We start from the raw sequence: 23,404 nt of genomic DNA on the forward strand, positions 1-23,404 counted from the left end.
ATAGTCGTTCCCGACAAATATGTATTATTTATCCAGTGCTTTTACATCAAGACCAGCGTTTAGCATAGCGATCAATGCTTCAACATGGATCAAGGCGCACATTTTTTCTTTAACCATTCCGGCAAGCCAGGGGCGTTTACCCACCTGTTCCCGCCAGCGAACTTTGTCACTGTTAAGCAATTCCGTGCCTAATAGTTTAGTACATGCTAATCCCCAGTGGCTCTCACCAAGCATCACAATGTACTGATAATGTTCTTTATGACTGTCATCTCGCAGTTTTTCTGCCATGACCCACTTGGCCGTATCAACCACATCCAGCTGAGTATCACGGTTAGTCTGTAATCCCAGATACCAGACCGGTCGTCCGATCAAGTGGTTCAGACTGCCTTTCTGATGAATGCCGCCCAGTTCATCGAGCGGAACCGCAAAGGTCACACCATTGACATCAAAATAGAGCACCTGAAAATTTTCATTACGTACCGGGCTGTCCCAGTGCCCAAGACGTCCGCCACCCGCTTGAGTTACGGGCTCTGGCGTCGCATCTGCTATCACTTCAGCCTGTGGCTGTGCAACTTCTTCGATGGGCTCAGTAACACTGATTTCCGGCTCTGCTAAATCTTGTACATCTTGCAAAACAAGGCTATCTGGCTGCTCAGCTTCGCTGTGAAGTTCCGGTTCAGGATCCCATTCCTGAATCTCGTCTACATCAGACGGTGTTGCCACCACCTCATGCACAGCGATATCAAGCGTGTTCTGTTCCATGACCTGTTCGAGGTCGAGTTCAGCGACCGGATTGCTGTTTTCCAGCTGACTGAGCAAACGCTGAACATCATCCAGGTTGGGTAACTCGATTTCGTCCAGCTCTTGCTCAAAAAAATTCTGCTGCGCCACCGCCGCCATCTGCGGTGCAGGTTTTAACTCTGGTGCTCGCTCTGGCTCTGGCTCTGGCTCTGGCTCTGGCTCTGGCAATAACTCTTCATCACCCAGCTCCTCATCAAGCAAAGCGTTGAAATAATCATCTAAAGCCTGTTCACTCGACAGCAAAGGATTACTCATCGATGGCGAGCCTCTCTAAGAACAACAGTAACTGCTTATAGGCAAATACTCCGCGACTGCCTTCGGCAAAGTGCGAAGCGGGCAAACGTTTCAGGCTGGCATCACGAAACTTGGTATCAATCGGTACTGCTGACGTCCAGACCTGATCCGGGTAGTCTTTTTTCAACTGGTTAAGGGTCTGTAATGATGCCCGGGTGCGCTTGTCATACATGGTCGGAACTATGGTGACTTTAAACGAACGACTGCGCGACTTTTGCATGATCGCCAGTGTGCGCACCATCCGCTCCAGCCCTTTCATCGCCAGAAACTCGGTCTGCACCGGGATCAGAATACGATCGCTGGCTGCCAAAGCGTTAACCATCATGACCCCCAGAATAGGAGGACAGTCAATCAGCACATAATCGTAGCGCTGACGAAGAGCCAGTAGCGCCCGTTTCAGAATCAAGCCCATGCCGCTGCGGTTGCCCATGACCCGGTCCAATGTAGCCAGAGACATATGAGCCGGAATAATATCTATCCCTTCCACATCGGTTTTCAGGATCAGTGGTTCGACGCTCTGTTCGGTATACTCACGCAACTGAAACAGGTCAAACAGGCTGGCTGGCACACCATCGGAATCATAACCAAGATACGTGGTCAGGGACGCGTGCGGATCGGTATCCACCAGTAACACGCGCTTGCCCTGTTTACTTAACAAACCCGCCAGAGTAATGGTCGTGGTGGTTTTCCCTACCCCGCCTTTTTGGTTTGCTACACTCCAAACGATCATGGGCAATCCTCAGGCCAGACCAACTTCGACCAGCATTCGCTCAGCGATACGGTCTAACGGTAAATCTTCGGATGAAATACCGGCTTTAGCGACCGCTTGCGGCATACCGTAGACAACACAGCTGTCTTCGTCCTGGGCCCAGATGGTCGCGCCTGCGTTTTTAAGCATGCGAGCGCCTTCACGGCCATCGGCACCCATACCGGTCAACACCATCGACAACACTTTGTCGCTGAAAACTTTCGATGCCGAGCCAAAGGTAACGTCAACACAAGGCTTGTAATTCATCCGGTCACCGCCATCAAGAATACGCAGTTTGGCCGCACCGGGACGTCCTTCCACCATCATCTGTTTACCGCCCGGCGCGAGATAAGCCACTCCAGGACGCAGTACATCGCCGTCTTCCGCTTCTTTTACCTGAATTTTACACAGAGAATTGAGGCGGCTGGCAAAAGCAGCGGTGAAGGTTGCCGGCATATGCTGAATCAAAACTATCGGGTGCGGATAATTGGCAGGCAATTTGGTCAAAATCTTCTGCAGTGCAACCGGACCACCGGTTGAGGTACCAATCGCGGTCAGCTGATATTTTTTACCCGTTGCCTTAAAGCGTGCCGATACAGACACAGGGCGACTGTGACTCAGGCTGCCTGTCGACAGGCTGCTGCGCTGCAGTGGCGATGCCGTCGGACTGGTCGTCGGCGTCACCGGCTCAGTTTCGGGCAACCACCGGACGGCGCATAAATGCCTTTTTGCTCGCAATCTGCAGTACCCGTTGCTGCAATAATGTCACCGCTTCATCACGGTTACGGGCTATGTCCTCAAACTTTTTCGGTAAGAAATCCAGCGCGCCGGAATCCAGCGCATCCAGGGTCGCCTTAGCGCCATCATGCGTCAGCGATGAAAACATCAGAATCGGGGTCGGTGTACTGGCCATGATCTCACGCACAGCCGTGATGCCATCCATCACCGGCATCTCGACATCCATGGTGATTACATCCGGTTTAAGGCGCTGGGTTTTCTCCACCGCCTCACGCCCGTTTGTCGCTACATCAATCACTTCCAAGCGCGGCTCAGAGTTGATGATTTCACTGACACGACGTCTGAAAAAACTCGAATCATCAACAACTAATACTCTAATCGCCATAGTTATCCTTATTGTTGAAGGTCAATCAGATTCGTGATGCAGCCGCGTACTGCTTCAACAAATCCGGCACATCAAGAATCAGTGCGATATGGCCATCACTGGTGATCGTCGCGCCAGCCATGCCCGGTGTGCCCTGCAGCAGTTTATCCAGTGGCTTAATCACCACCTCTTCCTGGCCAATCAGAGTATCAACCACAAAACCGACACGCTGATTGCCTAACTGGACAATCACCACATGGCCATGACCTTTGCGGGCTTCGACTCTGCCGGCTTGCGGAGCCAACCAGTTTTGCAGGTAAAACAGCGGGATAGACTTATCACGGACGATAATGGTCAATTGACCATCAACCACGTTAGTACGACTTAAATCGAGGTGGAAAATTTCACTGACGCTTGCCAGTGGTAATGCAAACGGATAACCGGCCACACCCACCATCAGGGTTGGCAGAATAGCCAACGTCAGAGGCACTTTAATGGTGATCTTGGTCCCTTTACCCATTTCCGAATCGATATCAATCATACCGTTCAGGGTATTGATAGCGGTTTTCACCACGTCCATCCCGACACCACGTCCCGAAATATCGGAAATCTTCTCTTTACTGGAAAAGCCAGGCATGAAAATCAGGTTAAAACACTCTTTACTGGTGAGACGCGAAGCGGCATCCTCATCCATCATGCCGCGTTTAACGGCAATACTACGCAGTTTATTAGGGTCCATACCGCCACCGTCGTCGACGATAGCCAGTTCAATATGGTCGCCTTCCTGCGATGCAGACAGAATCACTTTACCGGTGCGCGGCTTACCCGCTTTTACCCGGTCTTCAGGCATTTCAATCCCGTGGTCAACTGAGTTACGCACCAAGTGGATCAGCGGATCCGCCAATGCCTCAACCAGGTTTTTATCCAGATCGGTCTCTTCACCACGCATTTCCAGCACGATGTCTTTTTTCAGGCTGCGAGCCAAATCACGTACCACGCGCGGGAAACGACCGAACACTTTCTTGATCGGCTGCATGCGCGTTTTCATCACCGCACCCTGCAGATCGGCGGTCACCACATCCAGGTTAGAAACGGCTTTCGACAAATCTTCATCATTACTGTTCAGGCCCAGGCTAAGCAGACGGTTACGAACAAGAACCAGTTCGCCGACCATGTTCATGATGGTATCCAGTGTCGAAGTATCAACACGAACGGTGGCTTCTGCCTGCGTTTTCTTAGCAGCGCCACCCGCAGCCACTTCACGTTTCTCTCCAGGTTCTTCAATGACTTTAGGCGCTGGCGCGGCGGCAGCCGGCGCCGCCTTAGGGGTTTGAGCTTGCGAAGCTTTTGCAGCTAGTGCAGCGGCTGGCTTAGCCGTTGGCGCTTTCGCTGCCGGCTGCAGGTTTTCACTCGCCGGGCGCGTCGCCATGTCGAGCTCTTCGATAGACGGGCCTTTACCTGCTCCATGCAGTTCATCAAGCAGCTTTTCGAACTCTTCGTCCGTCATCAGGTCGCTGTCAGAAGATGAAGCCGAAGAGGCCGGCGCTTTCGCCACAGGCGCAGCCGGTGCAGCAGACTGACTCTCTTTGCCAGGCGCGCCACCTTTACCATGCAGTTCATCGAGAAGACGTTCGAACTCGTCATCTGTGATATCACCGTCCGCTTGGCTGTTGGTCGCCGCTGCCGTCGGGGCAGGATTTGCGGCGGCAGGCGCAGCCGCTTTAGCGCCGGGAGCAGCACCTTTACCGTGCAGCTCATCCAGCAATTTTTCAAATTCGTCCTGAGTAATTTCATCGATCGAATCAGCCGCTACCGCACTGCTGGCAGCAGGCTCGGCCGCAACATCGTCAATAACAGGCTCATCTTCTGCAACCGGCTCTTCTTCAACACTGACTTCTGCCACTTCAGCTTGCGCTGCAATGTCTTCGTCCTGCGATTCCGGTTTGCATAAATGATGGAGCTCTTCCAGCAGCTCAGGGTCAGCAGCTACCAGTGGTTCACGATCCTGTACCGCTCGAAACTGTTCATTTACGGTATCCAGTGCACGAAGCATAGTATCCATCAGGCCGGAGGTCACAGAGCGCTGTCCGTTACGTAAAATATCGAACACGTTTTCTGCGCCGTGGCAGGTCTCAACTAGTTCAGTCAGCGCTAAGAAACCCGCACCACCTTTGACGGTATGAAAACCGCGGAAAATTGCGTTTAAAAGATCGCGGTCTTCCGGATTATTCTCAAGTTCAACTAACTGTTCGGACAGCAAATCGAGAATTTCGCCTGCCTCAACCAGAAAGTCCTGAAGAATATCTTCGTCTAAATCGTAGCTCATACGTTACCCCTAAAATCCAAGACTCGATAGCAGGTCATCTACTTCGTCTTGAGATGAAACCGCGTCACTGCGTTCATGAGGGTTCATAATCGGCCCCTCAGGCTCAGTTAATGCTTTCTTACTTTTCTCTTGTTGTTCTATTTGTTCACTGCCGAACACAGTCAGAATCTCAACCAGACGCTGCTCTACCTCATTGACGAGAGTAATCACACGGCGAATGATCTGCCCGGTCAGATCCTGGAAATCCTGAGCCATAAGTATTTCAGTAAGTTGCCCGCGCAACTCGCTGCTGTCACCTTCTACCTGGGACAGCAAACCGTCAATTCGATGACACAGCGCTTTGAACTCACTCAGCTCGATTTTACCGTGCATCAGTTCGTTCCATCGCGGACGAACCTGAAGCAGGCTTTCATGCAGGCTGTCTGCAATCGGCATACAGCGATCCACGGCATCCATGGTTTTGTTGGCGGCCACTTCGGTTTTTTCGATCACGTAATGCAGGCGATCGCGTGCATCAGGAATCTCATCATGGGCAATTTCACTCATCCGTTCATCGACGTGAAACTGCTTGAGAGAATCGTGAAGATCACGTGTTAAGGCGCCAATCTCCTTGAACATTGGGTTGCTTTCTGACTCATAAATACGCTTAAGCAGAAGGTTAGCCTGATCTTGCTGACCTTCTTCAAGTAAATGAACGAGTTCTCTGGCTTGTTCTAATGAAATCATTGTGTCGTTAGCCTTCCACGCGTTGAATAGAGCAAACTTTTGTCTATGCGACAGTTTTTATAGACGCTCGAAGATTTTTTCTAATTTTTCTTTCAAAGTTGCAGCGGTGAAAGGCTTCACGATGTAGCCGTTAACGCCTGCCTGAGCCGCTTCGATGATCTGCTCACGTTTCGCTTCAGCAGTGATCATCAGAACAGGAAGATGCTTCAGTTCGGCATCGGCACGAATGTTTCTGAGCAGGTCGATACCTTGCATACCCGGCATGTTCCAGTCAGTTACCACGAAATCAAAATCACCTTTTTTAAGCATAGGCAATGCCGTCAGTCCGTCATCCGCTTCCTGAGTATTGTTGAAACCCAGGTCACGAAGCAGGTTCTTTACGATACGGCGCATTGTTGAAAAGTCATCAACAATAAGGATTTTCATGTTTTTATTCAAAATTGCCTCCACTGAGTTCGAAATCAGTGATAGTTAGTCGTTCTGTGTCCATGAACTCAATTTGGTTCGCAGACGTTGCATTGATTGGCTTAGTATCTGACTTACTCGGGACTCACTCACCCCCAGTACCTCACCAATTTCTTTCAAGTTTAGCTCTTCATCATAATAGAGCGAAAGTACTAAAGCTTCACGCTCGGGCAGCGATTTTATCGATGCGATCAGGGCTTCCCGGAATGCATCATCAGCCACTCCTTTGAACGGAGTATTGTCTTCTGCATCATCGACCGGTGAGATGGCGTCATCAGTCACACCCAAGTCTTCAATTCCGACGATTCTGGAACAGTTTATATCGGTTAGCGCACTATGGTATTGATCTAAAGACATTCCCATGTATTTAGCAACTTCTGAATCTGTTGGGTCGCGATTGAGCTCCCCTTCCAACACCGCAATCGCCTGGCTGATTTCCCGATTGTGTTTATGTACTGAGCGTGGCACCCAGTCCCCACGCCGGATATCGTCGAGCATCGCACCCCGAATCCGTATCCCGGCATAGGTTTCAAAACTTGCACCCTTGCTTCCGTCGTAGTTTCTTTTGCGCTTCAAGCAGGCCGACCATGCCGGCCTGGATTAAATCTTCAATAAGTACACTGGGAGGCAGGCGCCCGATTAAGTGATGAGCTATACGCTTAACCAGTACGGAATACTTTTCCAGAAACAGAGTCTGGCTGTTCACGGCTCCGAACTGATTATAAGTAAGCGCTTTATTCACCAAATGATTCCCCTACAATTTCGGTCCGGTTGAGCAATCTTTCCACAAAGAATTCCAGATGCCCGCTTGGCGTTTTCGGAATCGGCCATGTTAACGCCTTATTGGCCAAAGAGCTAATCGCCAATGCGGCAGGTGAACGCGGAAACGCATCCACTACGATTTTCTGCCGTTTCACCGCCTGACGGACATTATCGTCCAGAGGAATACAGGCGACGAGTTCCATACTGACATTTAAGAAACGCTCTGTGACCAAAGTCAACTTGGCGAACAATTCCCTGCCTTCACGATAGCTTCTAACCATGTTGGCGACAATCTTAAATCGCTGAACCTGGTGTTCACGACTCAAAAGTTTGATCAGTGCATAAGCATCGGTGATAGAAGTCGGTTCGTCGCATACCACAACAACCACATCTTGCGCCGCACGGGAAAAGCTCACCACCATGTCAGAAATACCGGCTGCGGTATCCACCAGCAGGATGTCCATTTCATCTTCCAGCGAGCCGAATGCGCGAATCAGGCCTACGTGCTGAGCATGCGAGAGCTCCGTCATTGACTGTGTGCCCGATGTAGCCGGAATGATCTTGATGCCATGCGGACCTTCCACGATCGCATCTTTCAGCTCACATTCACCCGCCAGTACATGACCGAGGTTTCGTTTCGGACGAATCCCCAGCATGACATCAATATTCGCCAGTCCCAGGTCAGCATCCAGCACCATGACTTTTTTACCCTGACGCGCCATACAAATGGCCATGCCCAGAGTCACGTTTGATTTGCCCACACCACCTTTGCCGCCAGTCACCGCAATGACTTTGGTTACGGAAGGTTGGGTTAAGCGACGTAAGCCGCTTGCTTGGTCATATATCATTTTGTTTGTCATATCTGTCTGCCGCCTAGAATCTCTCTGCATCACTGTTCCAGTAGTGAGGTTCATTCTCTGTCGACTTTTCTAGTAACTCATTCGCCTTCGCCACCATGTATTTTGGCTGGGCAATCACTATGTCTTCGGGTACACGCTGACCATTGGCGATATAAGCCACTGGCAGCGAATTCTGAACAACAACACTGACAAATTCACCTAAGCTCAAACATTCATCAAGCTTAGTCATAATGCACCCCGAAAGAGGAATTCTTCTAAAGTGCTCAATGGTTTCCTGCAACACTTTGCGTTGTGCAGTTGCGGGTAATACCAGGTAACTGTGGATGACTTCGCCACTCTCCTGCATCAGGGTGTCGAGTTGCTCCGACAAACGTACATCACGCTGTCCCATACCCGCGGTATCAACCAGAATCAGACGACGATTACGCAGTTGGTATATTACATCGGCTAACTCTTTGGAATCTTTAGCGACTCTTACCGGACAACCCATAATTCGTCCGTAAATAGACAATTGTTCGTGGGCACCGATACGGTAAGTGTCAGTGGTGACCAGGGCGACATTGTCGGAGCCGAACTCCATCGCAGCCCGGGCCGCCAGCTTTGCGACAGTGGTGGTTTTACCGACCCCGGTCGGTCCGAGCAGGGCAACCACACCACCGCGTTTCAGAATATCTTGCTTAACCACCGGCACCTGATCCGACACCAGACCCAGCAGCGCTTTCCACGCCTTCTGAGGCTGGGTTTCTTCCGGAATGTAGCACGCCAGTTGATCCGCCAAATCCAGTGACACGCCCATCCGTTCCAGACGCTTTATCAGCATGGCGCGCAGCGGTTCACGTCGCTCCACTTCCTGCCACATCAGACCTGAAACCTGATGCTCAAGCAGACGACGGATCGAGTTCATCTCTTCACGCATGCCTTCCAGCTCCTCGGCGCTCAGTGAGCTCTCTTTCTGGCGCTCCCGTTCATAACGGGAAGGATCGAGGCGCGGACGGGAAGCTGGCTCAGCACGCTCTTCCCCCAGTAGTCTGGCAAGCGGTGAGTCGCTTTTGATCTGAGCACTGCCTTCGGAGCCTCGTGAGCCAGACTGACGCTTAAGTAACGCTGACAGCGAATCTTCGTTTTCAGCACGATACGCGGGTTTCTTCATCCTGAACCTCGCCGCCCTGGCTGTACTGTCTGAGCATATTGGCAAAGCGCTTGGTCATTGAGCTGTCTGTGCCCGGGCCTTTTTTCAGGCTGACACGGTCTTCTTCCAGCTCACGGCGTGATGTTGCCTGTTGCAGCTTAGGCGAGGCCTGAGTGCCGATATGTCTTGGCTGAGAGCCGTACGATTTGGCCGCCGCTGGAGCTGCAGCAGACGCTGTTTCCCCATCTACAGCCGCGACGATTTCGACGCCTCCTGCGACTTTTTTGTTCGACATGATCACTGCGTCTGCGCCAAGTTCTTCTTTCACTTGCAGCAGAGCAGTCCTCATGTCTTTGGCAAAAAATCGTTTAATTTTCAAAGCGGCTATCCATTATCAATGTGGTACGTCTGCAACCTGTAAGCAAACATCCGCTCCGGATGGAGGGAATGACTGAACTTAGTTACCGACCGCCTGCACAATTCGAATTTGTTTCTCGTCAGGAATTTCCTGATACGACAGCACTCTCAGGTTCGGAATCGTATTCTTCACAAACTTGGCCAGCGTAGAACGCAGCACACCTGAGGTCAGCAGTACCGCCGGCTCTCCTTTAAGCTCTTGCTCCTGAGTCGCCTGACTCAGAGACATCTGCAGGCGTTCTGCCAGACCCGGTTCAATACCGGCGGACTCACCACCTGCAGCCTGCATAGTTTGATGCAATATTTGTTCCAGCTCAGGTATAAGAGTGATAACGGGCAACTCTGGTTCTATACCATTGATTTCCTGAACGATTAGTCGTTTCAGAGCGATGCGGACAGCCGCGGTCAGGATGTCGGGTTCTTGACTCTTACTGGAGTATTCGGACAGCGTCTGGACTATGGTGCGGATATCACGAATCGGAATCGCTTCATGCAGCAGATTCTGCAACACCTTGACCACAACACCGAGACTGATTTGATCCGGGACAAAACCTTCCACCAGACGCGGTGCGGTGCGACCCAGCATTTCCAGCAGGTTCTGCACTTCTTCATGTCCGATAAGCTGCGCGGCGTTATTGGTCAGTAGCTGGCTGAGATGAGTGGCCAGCACGGTAGAGGAATCGACAACAGTGTAACCCAAAGCCTGAGCATGCTCGCGCTGATCTTCGCGGATCCATACCGCTTCCAGGCCAAAGGCCGGGTCGTAAGTCTGTTCACCGTCAATCATGCCATACACCTGGCCTGGGTTGATGGCCAGCTCCTGATCCGGACGAATTTCCGCCTCACCAACTGCAACGCCCATCAGAGTAATACGGTAGCTGTTTGGCGTCAGTTCGAGGTTATCGCGGATATGCACCGGCGGAATCAGGAAGCCAAAGTCCTGCGACAGTTTCTTGCGTACCCCTTTCACCCGCTCCAGCAACTCTCCGCCCTGATCACGGTCAACCAGCGGAATCAGACGGTAGCCGACTTCAAGGCCGATAATATCAACTGGCTGAACATCATCCCAGGAGAGCTCTTTCGGCGGCGCCACTTCACCTTCAATTTTGGCCGGTAACTTGGCTTCATCCGATGCTTGTTTCTGCTTACGCTGGATAAGATAAGCACCACCACCAGCCAGACTTGCCAGCAACAGAAAAGCGAAATGAGGCATGCCGGGCACAATCCCCATCACGCCCAGTATCGCAGCGGTGATCATCAGAGCTTTCGGGTTATCGAACAGCTGGAATACCACCTGTTGTCCCATGTCCTCATCGGTATTTTGACGCGTTACCATGATCGCGGCACCGATCGACAGCAGCAGCGACGGGATCTGTGCGACCAGACCGTCACCAATCGTCAGCAGGGTATAAATCTGAATCGCATCACCAAAACCAAGGTCATACTGAATCATACCAATCGACAGACCACCGATGATGTTTATGAACAGAATCAGGATACCGGCGATAGCGTCACCTTTCACGAACTTGGACGCACCATCCATTGAGCCATAAAAGTCCGCTTCTTTGGTCACTTCAAAACGGCGCACACGTGCCTGTTCCTGATCAATCAGGCCGGCGTTCAGGTCCGCGTCAATCGCCATCTGCTTACCTGGCAATGCATCCAGGGTAAAGCGGGCACTGACTTCCGAAATACGGCCAGCACCTTTGGTCACCACCATAAAGTTGATGATCATCAGAATCAGGAACACCACCAGACCTACAGCATAGTTACCGCCAATCACGACGTTACCGAACGCCTCAATCACGTTACCGGCCGCATCACCCCCTTCATGACCATACAGCAACACCACCCGGGTCGATGCCACGTTCAGAGCGAGACGCAACAGCGTCGCGATCAGAAGTACAGTCGGAAAGGCGGCGAAATCGAGCGGTCTGCGGGTATATACGGTGACCAGCAGCACCACCATCGACAAGGCAATGTTGAAGGTAAAAAACAAGTCGAGCAGAAACGCCGGTATCGGTAATACCACCATCGCCAGTGTAGCCAGCACCATGACAGGCGCGCCAATCGCCGGCATGCTGCGTTGGGGGATATTGGGTAATTTGTCCGCAAATGGCAGAGTAAACTTCATAGGCCTGTAAGCATTTAGTAATTGAGTCAATCGGCGCGGCTGCGCGTCGCCAAAATGGCGCTGATTTGGCTGGAGGATGCAAGTTTTAGTCCAGCCATTACTGTCAAAAACTTGGCAACGAGTCGGGGGAGGGTGAGATTCGGGGTCGGTGACGGGATCTTGTCAGTCAGCTCAGCGGCATAATGAGGGCGGCTTGCGAAACGTTGGCAAAAACAAACATCAAAAAGAGATGAAAAAAGCCGCTTGCTGCAGCTTTTTTCAGTGGGCATACCTAGCAGTATCGCCGTCGATGTTGCTTCTAAGCGGCTGGCACTTTCTTAGCGCTTGAAACCAAATTAAGGATGTACGTTCCACACCACTTTACCCTGACGGGTGTGCGGATCAAAATCGATACACATCATTCCCGACGTCGGGAACATTGGCGGCACCATATCAGCGACAAATTCTGCTGCCAGATAACCGACCAAAGGCAGGTGGGAAACCAACAGCAGGCTCTCTATCGACTCGACATCAACCAGAGCGGAAATATACTCAAATACATCGCTGGCCTGACCGTAGGGAGTAATATCGTCACAAATCTCAATTTGTCGTGCAGCAAAGTAACGCGAGACTTCCTGCCAGGTTTGCTGAGCACGTAAATAAGGGCTGACCAGCACCTTATCCAGGTGACCCATTTGCTGTTGCTCGAGACAGACCCGCGCAACCGCGACAGACTCACTGCGACCTCGGTCCGTCAGGGCTCGCTCTGCATCACTGGCTGCGTAATGATGAGCTTCGCCGTGACGCATGATAAAAATCTTCATTGTGTATAACCTAATTTGCTCAAAGACACACGGCAGTCATTGCTGCTCGCCGCCGATTATAACAGCACGCTGTGTAAAGACTTAGACCGCGGTAACAGTCTATTAAAAACGCTGTATTGGGACTACAATGACATTCTGCTAAAAAAAAACACTGGCTTGCATTTGCGCCGCCGTGTTTCAACGCCATAATTACACAAAGTCCCAGCGGAGAATATCTGTGCACATAAGCCCAAATGATTCAAATAGCTACCGACACCTGACTCTTTCCAACGCGTTGCGTGTGCTGTTGATCCACGATGGAAGTGCCCAGAAGTCCGCTGCCGCATTAGCCGTTAAAGTCGGCCACTTTGACGACCCGGCCGATCGCCAGGGTCTGGCTCATTATTTAGAGCACATGCTGTTTTTGGGCACGCGAAAATACCCTAAAGTGGGCGAGTTTCAAAGTGTTATTAGCCAGCACGGCGGCAGCAATAACGCCTGGACCGGAACAGAACATACGTGTTTCTTCTTTGATATTGCACCCAATGTATTTGAAAAAGCGCTGGATCGTTTCAGTCAGTTTTTCACCGCGCCTCTGTTTAACGCTGAAGCACTCGACAAAGAGCGCCACGCGGTTGACTCAGAATATAAACTCAAACTGAGCGATGATTCCCGGCGCTTATACCAGGTGCAGAAAGAAACTATCAATCAGGCTCATCCGTTTGCCAAATTTTCAGTAGGTAACCTGGATACACTCGGTGACCGTGCAGGCAGCTCCATCCGTGATGAGATCATTGCCTTTCATCAGCAACACTATTCGGCCGATTTAATGACTCTGGTGGTGATTGGGCCGCATACGCTTGACGAGCAGGAAGAGTGGGTCCGCGACAAGTTCAGCGCTATTGTGAATAACAATCTGGCTCACAAGCAGGTCGATGCACCTTTCGTTACCCGCGAGCAAACCGGTCTGCTGATTCAGGTCGAGCCGATGAAGGAAATCCGCAAGTTACTGCTCAGTTTCCCGATGCCAAGTACCGATGCGTATTATCAGCGCAAACCACTATCCTACTTCGCCCATCTGATTGGCTATGAAGGTGAAGGCAGTTTATTGCTGGCTTTGAAAGACAAAGGCTGGGTCACCTCACTCTCTGCAGGCGGCGGCGCCAGCGGCAGTAATTATCGTGAATTTTCCGTTAGTTGCACCCTTACGCCACTTGGCCTTGACCATGTCGACGATATCATCCGGGCACTGTTCACCACGATAGCCCAGATCCGGGACCACGGGCTGGATGAGTGGCGTTATATGGAAAAGCGTGCCGTACTGGAATCGGCATTCCGTTTTCAGGAAAACTCGCGTCCGCTCGATATTGCCAGCCACCTGGTCATCAACATGCAGCACTACCAGGCAGAAGACACCATCTATGGCGACTATATGATGCAGGCGTACGATGAAGCACTGTTGCAGCAACTGTTGCAGTACCTTGTGCCAGACAATTTACGCGCCACCCTGATTGCTCAGGACGGGAAATTCGATAAGCAGGCCGAATGGTATTTTACCCCGTACAGTGTCCGCCCGTTCAGTGATGTTGAACTGAGCAGTTTTGCCAGCCCGGCTACTGAATTTGCGCTGCGCCTGCCGGGCAAAAATCCGTTTATATGTGAACAGTTGGATCCCAAACCGCTGCTTGGCGACCGCCACCTGCCCCATATCCTGCAGGACTTACCCGGTTTTCGTCTCTGGCACCTGCAGGATCCTGAGTTCCGCGTTCCTAAAGGGGTGATTTATATTGCCATCGACAGCCCCCACTCCGTGGCGACCACGCGCAATATCGTTATTACACGCCTGTGTGTGGAGATGTTCCTCGATACGCTGGCCAAAGAGACCTATCAGGCGGAAATTGCAGGTATGGGCTACAACATGTATGCCCATCAGGGCGGCGTAACTCTGACCTTGTCCGGCTTCAGCCAGAAACAACCTGAGCTGATGAAAATGATCCTCGACAAATTTGCCCGGCGCGAATTCAGCCAGCCCCGTTTTGCGACCGTCAAACAGCAGTTATTGCGTAACTGGCGTAACGCCGCGCATGACCGTCCGCTGTCGCAACTGTTCAATGCCATGACCGGTCTGCTGCAACCCAACAATCCGCCTTATCAGCAGTTGGTCGAGGCTCTGGAAACCATTGAAGTGGGTGAACTGGCTAAGTTTGTCGAAAACATCCTGGCCGAACTGCACATTGAGATGTTTGTTTACGGCGACTGGCAGGAACAAGATGCCCACAGCATGGCCGAAGTGCTGAAAAATGCGCTGCGGATGCAGAATCAAAGCTACGAAGAATCGCTGCGGCCTCTGGTGATGCTGGGCCGTAACGGAACCTTCCAGCGAGAAGTGATTTGTGATCAGGACGATTCCGCTGTGGCGGTTTATTATCAGTCCCGTGATACCGAGCCACGCAGTATTGCCCTCTATTCACTGGCCAATCATCTGATGTCGGCGACTTTCTTCCACGAAATTCGCACCAAACAGCAACTGGGTTACATGGTCGGCACCGGCAACATGCCACTTAACCGCCATCCGGGGATGGTGTTGTATGTCCAGTCCCCCAACGCCGCTCCGGCCGATTTGATCAGCTCAGTGGATGAATTTCTCAACGCGTTTCTATTTGGTACTGCTTGAACTAAGCGATTACCAGTGGCACAGCAGTAAACGCGGATTATGGAATCAAATCGCCACTCCAGATCAAACACTGCGCACCCGCGCGCAGCGTTTATGGGTAGCGATAGGCAACAAAGACTGGACCTTTAATCAGCGTGAACAGGTACTGGAGGAGCTCAAAAAACTGACGCGCTCAGACATGATCCGCTTTGTGGTCAATGAGCTCAAACCGCGTACCGCTAACCGGCTTATCATGCATACCCAGGGTAATGCTCACCATGACGCAGAACCCCTGAAGCAAGGTAAAGAAATAGGCTCGTTTGAAGAGTTCCAGCTGCGGCCTAAAGCGTACGATCTCGGTTAAATCAGCATACACTGCGTGGATTCGGCGTCTGTTCGGATTCGACAATCGTTTTCAGGGTGTGGGGGTGCAGTTTGATACACACTCCCTGCCACTTAAACGCCACGGTCGGATTATTGAGCCTTTCCCCTTCGCCTTTTGGGCTGGAGAGTTTAATTTTTACCCCTTGCTCCGCTAGTCCATCCCAACCCGCGGCCAGTGCCGGAAACTGTTGCTGGACATCCGCCAAAAACGCCTCGGCGCAGACCGCCTGTGACGGCACAACAAACTCCACATGTTCCCAGCTTTGCTCTGGATAGACTTTGCCTGGCGCCGGATACGGCAATTCCAGACACTCAATATGCCATGGGCCAGCGGCCAGCGGCTGGTCAAATTCCAGCACAATAATCGCCCGGCCGTTGATCTCGGCCGAGGAGATTTGCCGTCCGCTTTTAAGCCACTCTTGGTGAGCGGCTTGCGCTAACTGCGAATCATTAATTCGCAGTGCAATATGATCCAGAGTATGACCAGATAAATCCATATGCAAAAGAGCAGATAACTGCTGAATTTTCTGGATAAAATCGTCAAGTTTGTCTTTCATTTGAACAGGATGAAGGCCTGATTCCATTAGTGCTTGAAGCATTTTTACTTTCCCAAACCATCTTTTATCGGCGATGGTACCAAGATTACGCTGAAAAGTAGAAAATTTCGTAATTTTGTCCCTATAAGCCCGGTAATAAAATTGCTATGATGTGCGCCAATTTATGAACAAGATCAAGATATGCATTCACTTCTGCCGAGTGAGCTGATGCATACCGAAACAATTCCCAGAATTGAAGGACACGCAAGTGAATATCCAAGCACTGATTAATGACAAAGTATCTCAGGCTCTTGAAGCCGCTGGCGCACCTGCAGGCAGCCCTGCAGCAGTTCGCCAATCCGCAAAACCACAGTTTGGTGATTACCAGGCCAACGGCGTTATGGGCGTGGCGAAGAAATTGGGTACAAATCCGCGCGAATTCGCGCAGAAAGTCTTGGATGTTCTGGAACTGGATGGCATCGCCAGCAAAACTGAAATTGCCGGTCCTGGCTTTATCAACATCTTCCTGAGCGAAGAGTTCCTGGCAAAACAAGCTGATGCCGCTCTGGCAGATGAGCGTCTGGGTGTCGCGATCGAAGAGCAACAAACCATTGTTGCCGACTACTCAGCACCAAACGTGGCAAAAGAAATGCACGTCGGCCACCTGCGTTCAACCATCATCGGTGATGCGGTAGTTCGTACGCTGGAATTCCTCGGCCATAAAGTGATTCGTGCTAACCACATTGGTGACTGGGGTACTCAGTTCGGTATGCTGATTGCTAACCTGGAGCGCGTACAACAAGAGTCTGGTGAAGTGTCAATGGAACTGGCAGACCTGGAAAGCTTCTACCGTGAATCGAAAAAGCTGTACGACGAAGATGCAGAATTTGCTGAGCGTGCACGTAACTACGTAGTGAAACTGCAAGGTGGCGATCAGTTCTGTCTTGATATGTGGAAAAAACTGGTCGATGTCACCATGATCCAGAACCAGCGTAACTACGACCGCCTTAACGTGTCTTTGACGCGTGATGATGTCATGGGTGAAAGCATGTATAACGACATGCTGCCAACCATAGTGGCTGATCTGAAACAGAAAGGTCTGGCGCAGGAAGATGACGGTGCCCAAGTCGTTTACCTGGACGAATACAAAAACAAAGAAGGCGAGCCGATGGGTGTTATCATCCAGAAGCGTGACGGTGGTTACTTGTACACCACAACGGACATCGCGTGTGCGAAGTACCGTTACGAAACCCTGGGTGCCAACCGCGTCCTGTACTTCATCGACTCGCGTCAGCATCAGCACCTGATGCAAGCGTGGACCATCGTGCGCAAAGCAGGCTATGTACCGGAAGATGTGAGTCTGGAGCACCATGCGTTCGGTATGATGCTGGGTAAAGACGGCCGTCCGTTTAAAACCCGTGCCGGCGGTACTGTGCGTCTGGCTGATCTGCTGGATGAAGCAGAAGAGCGCGCTAAAGCACTGATTGAGTCTAAAAACGCCGAACTGAGCGCAGAAGAGAAAGCCGACATTGCCAGCACTGTAGCAATGGCAGCCGTAAAATACGCTGACCTTTCTAAGCACCGCACTACAGATTACGTGTTCGACTGGGATAACATGCTGGCATTTGAAGGTAACACAGCGCCTTACATGCAATACGCATACACCCGCGTGGCGTCTATCTTTGCTAAAGCTGGCGTTACTCAGGACAACATCGAAGGTGATATCCAAATCACTGATGAAAAAGAGAAAGCTCTGATTGCCAAACTGCTGCAATTTGAAGAAGCCGTGCAAATGGTATCGCGTGAAGGTCAGCCACACATTCTGTGTAGCTACCTGTTTGAACTGGCGGGTCAGTTTCTCCAGCTTCTACGAAGCGTGTCCAATCCTGATCGCAGAGGATGCAGCCGTGAAGCAAAGCCGCCTTAAACTGGCTGCACTGACCGCAAAAACCATCAAACAAGGTTTGTCACTGCTGGGTATCAATACGCTGGAACGCATGTAATCATGCAACCTGTGTAGGCTTTGCTGTCGCAAGCTTGTTGCACAGAAAAGCGCTGAGAAGGCTGGCCTGAGGTCAGCCTTTTTATTTGTCTGCTGTTTTTACAGATAAACAGTATTGAACGCCACCACCAACTCAGGTGTTTAGCTGCTGCGTCCGAACTCGGCTTGGGGTTATAATGCTGTCACTGTGGTTGCGGTGTGTTGCCTTTCAAACACACAGGCAGTGATCGCTTCATTACTGACCCGGCTTCCGGTTCTGCAACTGTCCTCTACCACCAACACGTTTGTACGGATAACTATCATGAGCTTTGAACTTCATCCTCAACTGGCCAAAGATACCGATGTTATCGGCCACTTTCCTCTTTGCGTTGCTCTGCTGCATAAAGATTCTGCCGTGCCCTGGGTTATTCTGGTGCCGAAAAAAGCCCATCTGAAAGAACTGCATCATCTGCCAATGCACGAACAGCAGCAGTTCCTGTTGGAATCTCAAGCTATTAATCAGGCGCTGGAAGCCCTGTTCCAGCCCGATAAGCTTAATCTGGGCGCACTGGGCAACATGGTACCTCAGCTGCACATTCACCACATTGCCCGCTTTAAAGATGACATTGCCTGGCCGGGGCCTGTATGGGGAAACACTCAGGGTGAGACACGCAGCGAAGCTGAGCAAGACACTATGCTGAACAAACTGCGCAGCGTATTGTCACTGAGTACCCTGTTTGTTGCTGTATAAAAAGACTATCGCGAGATAAACCGCTATTGGTCACGCTTATTCTCTTGCAGAGCTGATCCTTAGTCAGACAAACGCAAAAGCCGCTTGTTAAACAAGCGGCTTTTGTTTATCGCAGCACTCAATATCCCATTCTACATCGTCACGGTCACAGACAACCCTTGCGCCGGATTAAGCGCATAGCGCACCCGGGTCACATGGTGAACGGAATTAGTGTCAATCAAGCGCGAAATCACACCTTTGCGTATCCAGACGCTGAGCATAGCATCGACACCATCCTCACTCAGTGCAAAACGACGGGCTAACTCTTTACGCGACATGGTTCCGTGTTCGGAAATCTCCTGTTTCAACTGATTAAGTATCATGCGATGGTCACCTCGAAATGTTGTTGCCGGCGCCCCGTGCGTTTTAGTAACCAGAATACCAGCAGCGTAAAACCAAGCACTGCGACAATCCATAAACTGCTGCTGAGCGGACTCTCTGCAAGATGCGCAGCCTGATTGAACAGTGTCGCCCCAGCATAGGCCAGCCCCATGGTCCACACGGCAATAAAGCGCGCGAAGCGGCCACCAAACTCTCGCACATAGGCGCCCATCGCTGCCACACAAGGTGTATAGAGCAGAATAAAAATCAGATAGGAAAACGCCGCATAACTAGAGCTGAAATGGCTGTGCAGATTCCCAAACAATGAGGCATCCACCTGCTGATCAGCGGCTGCCGACGCACTATCGGTTAAGTCACCCACTTCGATCCCCAGCGGGTCACTGAAATTCAGCCCCGTCAGGTTATCGGCGATGGACCCGACCGCCTGTTGTAAACTGGCCAGCAAATCATAGTCGGTACTGTCTGATTGGGATGAGGTATAGAGATTATTAAGGGTACCAACCACCGCCTCTTTGGCAAAAATGCCGGTAATAATACCCACGGTCGCCTGCCAGTTGTCCGCTTCAATTCCTATCGGCGCAAACAGCGGAGTCACCATCTGGGCGGCTCTGGACAGGACCGAATTACCGCTGTCCTGATTGCCAAATGAACCATCCGGTCCGACCGAATTGAGGAAACTAAGGATGGCAACCACCAGAACGATGGTTTTACCCGCGCCGAGTACAAAACGTTTGAGCTTCTGCCAGGTTTTAATCGCCACGTTGCGTAGTGTCGGTAACTCGTAGTCCGGCATTTCCATTACAAAGCTGTCACTGGCCCCCGGGTAAAGGGTTTTCTTCAGCACCCAGCCGGTGAACACCGCAGCCACAATGCCCAGAAACGTACAAACCAAATACGATGTTTTGGCCGTGATCCGGAAAGAATGCAGCTGCAAACAACGCATATACCGGCAGGCGCGCCCCACAGGACATGAAAGGGGCCATTGATGCGGCCAGTTTACGTTCCCGCTCCTGATCCAGAGTCCGGGTTGCCATAATGGCCGGCACATTACAGCCAAATCCGAGCACCAGCGGCACAAACGCTTTACCCGGCAGACCGATTTTCTGCATCACCTTATCAAGCACAAAGGCAGCACGTGACATATAACCTGAGCTTTCCAGCAGGGCCAGAAACAAGTACAGACAGGCAATGACCGGGATAAAGGTCGCGACCGTCTGTACGCCACCGCCAATACCATCCGCCAGCAAGGTCACCAGCCACACCGGCAGATGGTCGTCCAGCAAATAATGGCCGCCATCCACCAATAATGCTCCGACTCCAATATCAAAGAAGTCGATAAAAGCACTCCCGATGTTAATGGAAAACATGAACATCAGGTACATCACTACAAAGAAGAACGGAACCCCGACCCATTTGTTCAGTATCACTCGGTCGGCTTTGTCGGTAAAACTGTGGCTGAGCTTACCTTCACTGCGGCGTACCTGCTGGCACAATTGGTGTAAATAGGTGTATTTGCAGTCGGCAACGTGCAGATCAATATCCATTTCACAGCGCTGCTGCTCAAGCACCAACTGTTCTCGCTGTGCCTGCTGCAGCATGTTAACCACCAGCAAATCGTTTTCCAGCGCACGAATCGCGAGGGCCCGGGCAGAGACCTGCTGCTCAGTGAAACCAGGTTGCAAAGCCGCAACCGCTGATTCAAAACGCTGACCATAATCGAGTTGCAACGGCTCAAGCGCCATCCTCTGCACCAAAAGTTGATGCAGCTTATCTTTGAAGCGGGCAACCTGCTGTTTGTTGTGGGCGGACAAAGTAAACACCGGACAGGCCAGCGCCTGTTGCAGCTTTTTGACATCAATAGTCTGGCGTTCGCGTTTCAGCGCATCCATTTTATTGAGTACCACCACCATAGGGCGACCCAACTCACGCAACTGCAAGGTCATATATAGGCTGCGTTCGAGACAAGTCACATCCACCACATTAATGATGACGTCTGCCGGGTGAGTCAGTACCGCTCTGGATGCTATCGACTCATCAAGGCTGTTGGCATCATTACCACTGTCCAGAGCATAAATACCCGGCAGGTCGGTTAGCAGCAACTCATCACCGGCATGCAGGTAGCGGCCGGTTTTCTTCTCAACCGTGACGCCGGCCCAGTTACCGACTTGCTGCCGGGCTCCGGTCAAACCGTTAAATAAAGTCGTTTTACCGCTGTTTGGATTGCCTACCGTCAGAATCTGATATTTCATTGCCCGCACTCCACCTCTATTGCCGCCGCAATGCTCTCACGCACCGCAATCGAAACGCCTCGCACCTCGATTTGCAATGGATCGCCCATCGGAGCACGACGAATCACAGTTACTCTGGTCGCAGGCAGCACCCCCATGACCATTAGTTTTTTTCTGACTTCCACAGACAGTCCATTCAATGCGACGACCTGACCTGATTGGCCTGGTTTTAAATCGGATAATTTCATTGCCACAGCCCGTAACTCCGCCTTAACCACAAAGCACCATTGTTAATGAGAAGGATTTTCATTACTGATGACCGCAATAATAACGCTATCCCAGTGGCTGAGGCTTGCGCAAAATCAAAGATTCCAGATTCAAGGTCGCCAGATGTTCAAGCGCCCGAACGGCCATTACTGTGTGGGAATAAACGGGAACAAAAAACCTAAAAACACCAAAATAACACGCGGATTTATATCAAAATATATGACTGGCGCTTTCCTCACAGCGGTTGGCGCAAATCTGCTACAGGTAGCGTTATTCCGACTGATAAAGTCAGTGACATCAACCGGTTCGACAGTCCCAAAGAAACAGAGAATATCGCCGGTTGTCATTCCTCAGTCACCAGACACCAAGCGCCGTTGGCGCCGTGACACACAAAGCCAGGCCTTGTGTGTCACGCTTTTTTCTCTCACTCGTTCAATTCCATATATACCGCGTACGAGTATCCTGCCAGGATAATCACCCCGACATGAAACATCTTAAAAGCAGATAATTATGGATAGTTACAGCTGATTACCGTTGGCAATATATTGACTAGGAGACAGACCGTAATACTGTTTGAAACGTTGACTAAAATAAGACGGGTCATTAAAGCCACATTCGAATGCGACATGGGATACTCTGATACCACTACGCAGCTGTAAGCAGGCTTGTTTCAGTCGGTAACGGGTCAGATACTCAATGAACGTTTGGTTGGTAAGCTGCTTAAAACGGCGCTGCAAACTGCGTTCAGACAAGAATAATAAACGGGCCGCCTGCGCGGTAGAAAAGTCTGGGTCAGCAAAATGCTCACTCACCAGCCCTTCAAGTTTTGCCAACCAGTCGTGTTGAGGCGAGGTCACCTCTTGTGCCGGATCGCCACTTCCAGAATCACTCTGGATCACATCCTGAACCGCCAATGGCCACGACAACTCAACCAGATTATAGTGCGCCGAGCTAAAAATACTCAGCTCACCGCCGGTATTTCGGGTCAGATCTGACAAAGATAATTCACTACCGTCACCACTCATAACCCGCACGCCATGCAGATAAGCACACGATAGACCGTAGTCGGCAAACCGGATAACACCCCGTCCTTCTTCAGCCTTGCACTCAATGAACAGACTCTGACCTACCGACAGCCTTTGCAAAGCGTGCGCAAAAACAGCATTCAAGATCACATCCGATCCCCACTGACGTAACTCAATCATCTCATCCGATAGGTGAATGTTGCGTTCAATACAAATCCCATAGTGCTGTAGTTCATCCTGCCAGCAAGCTCTGACACTGATAATAATATCGATCATCCGGTATCGGGCATAGGATACACCCAGCGTGTTTCCCTGCCTTGCAGGCGAGCGACTTAACAATGCAAGCTGGCTGTGAATGTTGGAAACGACATCAATACCGTGGGCACGGTTGTGAACGTCGGCCAACTGCGTCAGCGTTGGTCTCAGATTATCCAGCAGGTTTTCCTGCCATACCTGACGTACTTCGATTTGCTTGATGAGCTGCTGATTATGATTAAGCAGGTTTCTGTTGTCCTGACGCAGACGAGCGATTTGACTGACCATTGCCTGCAGATGCGCTTTGCAGCCACGGTGGACCCACCACCCTATCATCATGACGCCGCCCAGCAGAAACGTTATGATGGCTAGTTTCATTATCATCTCCTACGCCGAG

General features: G+C 51.2%; 13 protein-coding genes and 6 pseudogenes. 3 read left to right on the plus strand and 16 right to left on the minus strand.

Going from position 1 to position 23,404, the window contains the following annotated elements:
• Positions 1-24 precede the first annotated feature (24 nt).
• From ABDK09_19115 to sixA, 11 genes and pseudogenes are all read right to left on the minus strand, one after another.
• Positions 25-1,056 carry a chemotaxis protein CheW gene (locus ABDK09_19115; protein ID XAW89037.1) on the minus strand — a complete coding sequence of 344 codons (1,032 nt, stop codon included), beginning with the start codon at positions 1,054-1,056 and terminating at the stop codon, positions 25-27.
• Positions 1,049-1,825, minus strand: a complete 777-nt coding sequence (locus tag ABDK09_19120; GenBank protein XAW89038.1) for a ParA family protein — start codon at positions 1,823-1,825, stop codon at positions 1,049-1,051. Before ABDK09_19120 ends, ABDK09_19115 begins: the two co-directional genes overlap by 8 nt.
• A 9-nt stretch (positions 1,826-1,834) precedes the next feature.
• A pseudogene (locus ABDK09_19125) lies at positions 1,835-2,966 on the minus strand (chemotaxis response regulator protein-glutamate methylesterase).
• Positions 2,967-2,991: 25 nt separating this feature from the next.
• The gene (locus ABDK09_19130) at positions 2,992-5,271 is read right to left on the minus strand and encodes a chemotaxis protein CheA (GenBank protein ID XAW89039.1); all 2,280 of its coding nucleotides are present in this window, start codon (positions 5,269-5,271) and stop codon (positions 2,992-2,994) included.
• A 9-nt stretch (positions 5,272-5,280) separates the two neighbouring features.
• Positions 5,281-5,997, minus strand: coding sequence for a protein phosphatase CheZ (locus ABDK09_19135; protein ID XAW89040.1), 717 nt, complete (start codon positions 5,995-5,997; stop codon positions 5,281-5,283).
• Positions 5,998-6,054: 57 nt separating this feature from the next.
• The gene (gene cheY, locus ABDK09_19140; protein XAW90782.1) at positions 6,055-6,423 is read right to left on the minus strand and encodes a chemotaxis response regulator CheY; all 369 of its coding nucleotides are present in this window, start codon (positions 6,421-6,423) and stop codon (positions 6,055-6,057) included.
• A gap of 45 nt (positions 6,424-6,468) precedes the next feature.
• Positions 6,469-7,204, minus strand: a pseudogene (locus ABDK09_19145) (RNA polymerase sigma factor FliA).
• Positions 7,197-8,084: a MinD/ParA family protein gene (locus ABDK09_19150; GenBank protein ID XAW89041.1), complete on the minus strand. Its 888-nt coding sequence runs from the start codon at positions 8,082-8,084 to the stop codon at positions 7,197-7,199. Before ABDK09_19150 ends, ABDK09_19145 begins: the two are co-directional and overlap by 8 nt.
• 13 nt (positions 8,085-8,097) lie before the next feature.
• A pseudogene (flhF, locus tag ABDK09_19155) lies at positions 8,098-9,592 on the minus strand (flagellar biosynthesis protein FlhF).
• Positions 9,593-9,670: 78 nt separating this feature from the next.
• Entirely contained in the window at positions 9,671-11,764 is a 2,094-nt protein-coding gene (gene flhA / locus ABDK09_19160; GenBank protein XAW89042.1) for a flagellar biosynthesis protein FlhA, read from the minus strand.
• A 335-nt stretch (positions 11,765-12,099) separates the two neighbouring features.
• The gene (gene sixA / locus ABDK09_19165; protein ID XAW89043.1) at positions 12,100-12,567 is read right to left on the minus strand and encodes a phosphohistidine phosphatase SixA; all 468 of its coding nucleotides are present in this window, start codon (positions 12,565-12,567) and stop codon (positions 12,100-12,102) included.
• Positions 12,568-12,784: 217 nt separating this feature from the next.
• Between sixA and ABDK09_19170 the strand changes: the two are divergent.
• A pseudogene (locus tag ABDK09_19170) lies at positions 12,785-15,563 on the plus strand (insulinase family protein).
• Position 15,564: 1 nt separating this feature from the next.
• Here ABDK09_19170 and ABDK09_19175 read toward each other — a convergent pair.
• Positions 15,565-16,182 carry a VOC family protein gene (locus tag ABDK09_19175; protein ID XAW89044.1) on the minus strand — a complete coding sequence of 206 codons (618 nt, stop codon included), beginning with the start codon at positions 16,180-16,182 and terminating at the stop codon, positions 15,565-15,567.
• A 205-nt stretch (positions 16,183-16,387) separates the two neighbouring features.
• Between ABDK09_19175 and argS the strand changes: the two are divergent.
• A pseudogene (argS, locus tag ABDK09_19180) lies at positions 16,388-18,122 on the plus strand (arginine--tRNA ligase).
• A gap of 300 nt (positions 18,123-18,422) precedes the next feature.
• Positions 18,423-18,851: an HIT domain-containing protein gene (locus ABDK09_19185; protein XAW89045.1), complete on the plus strand. Its 429-nt coding sequence runs from the start codon at positions 18,423-18,425 to the stop codon at positions 18,849-18,851.
• Between the two features lie 131 nt (positions 18,852-18,982).
• Here ABDK09_19185 and ABDK09_19190 read toward each other — a convergent pair whose 3' ends face one another.
• The 4 genes and pseudogenes from ABDK09_19190 to ABDK09_19205 form a co-directional block, all read right to left on the minus strand.
• On the minus strand, positions 18,983-19,213 hold the full coding sequence (locus ABDK09_19190) for a FeoC-like transcriptional regulator (protein XAW89046.1): 231 nt from the start codon (positions 19,211-19,213) through the stop codon (positions 18,983-18,985).
• A pseudogene (gene feoB, locus ABDK09_19195) lies at positions 19,210-21,481 on the minus strand (Fe(2+) transporter permease subunit FeoB). The gene ABDK09_19190 and the pseudogene feoB overlap by 4 nt, the downstream one beginning before the upstream one ends.
• Positions 21,478-21,708: a FeoA family protein gene (locus ABDK09_19200; protein XAW90783.1), complete on the minus strand. Its 231-nt coding sequence runs from the start codon at positions 21,706-21,708 to the stop codon at positions 21,478-21,480. Before ABDK09_19200 ends, feoB begins: the two are co-directional and overlap by 4 nt.
• A gap of 537 nt (positions 21,709-22,245) precedes the next feature.
• Entirely contained in the window at positions 22,246-23,385 is a 1,140-nt protein-coding gene (locus tag ABDK09_19205; protein ID XAW89047.1) for a helix-turn-helix transcriptional regulator, read from the minus strand.
• Positions 23,386-23,404 lie beyond the last annotated feature (19 nt).

Origin of the sequence: Vibrio sp. CDRSL-10 TSBA (assembly GCA_039696685.1) — a bacterium.
Taxonomy (GTDB): Bacteria; Pseudomonadota; Gammaproteobacteria; order Enterobacterales; family Vibrionaceae; genus Vibrio.

Coding starts and splice junctions, on each gene's coding strand:
- ABDK09_19115 (XAW89037.1), bottom strand. CDS start 1,056: ATGAGTAATCCTTTGCTGTCGAGTGAACAGGCTTTAGATGATTATTTC.
- ABDK09_19120 (XAW89038.1), bottom strand. CDS start 1,825: ATGATCGTTTGGAGTGTAGCAAACCAAAAAGGCGGGGTAGGGAAAACC.
- ABDK09_19130 (XAW89039.1), bottom strand. CDS start 5,271: ATGAGCTACGATTTAGACGAAGATATTCTTCAGGACTTTCTGGTTGAG.
- ABDK09_19135 (XAW89040.1), bottom strand. CDS start 5,997: ATGATTTCATTAGAACAAGCCAGAGAACTCGTTCATTTACTTGAAGAA.
- cheY (XAW90782.1), bottom strand. CDS start 6,423: ATGAAAATCCTTATTGTTGATGACTTTTCAACAATGCGCCGTATCGTA.
- ABDK09_19150 (XAW89041.1), bottom strand. CDS start 8,084: ATGACAAACAAAATGATATATGACCAAGCAAGCGGCTTACGTCGCTTA.
- flhA (XAW89042.1), bottom strand. CDS start 11,764: ATGAAGTTTACTCTGCCATTTGCGGACAAATTACCCAATATCCCCCAA.
- sixA (XAW89043.1), bottom strand. CDS start 12,567: ATGAAGATTTTTATCATGCGTCACGGCGAAGCTCATCATTACGCAGCC.
- ABDK09_19175 (XAW89044.1), bottom strand. CDS start 16,182: ATGCTTCAAGCACTAATGGAATCAGGCCTTCATCCTGTTCAAATGAAA.
- ABDK09_19185 (XAW89045.1), top strand. CDS start 18,423: ATGAGCTTTGAACTTCATCCTCAACTGGCCAAAGATACCGATGTTATC.
- ABDK09_19190 (XAW89046.1), bottom strand. CDS start 19,213: ATGATACTTAATCAGTTGAAACAGGAGATTTCCGAACACGGAACCATG.
- ABDK09_19200 (XAW90783.1), bottom strand. CDS start 21,708: ATGAAATTATCCGATTTAAAACCAGGCCAATCAGGTCAGGTCGTCGCA.
- ABDK09_19205 (XAW89047.1), bottom strand. CDS start 23,385: ATGAAACTAGCCATCATAACGTTTCTGCTGGGCGGCGTCATGATGATA.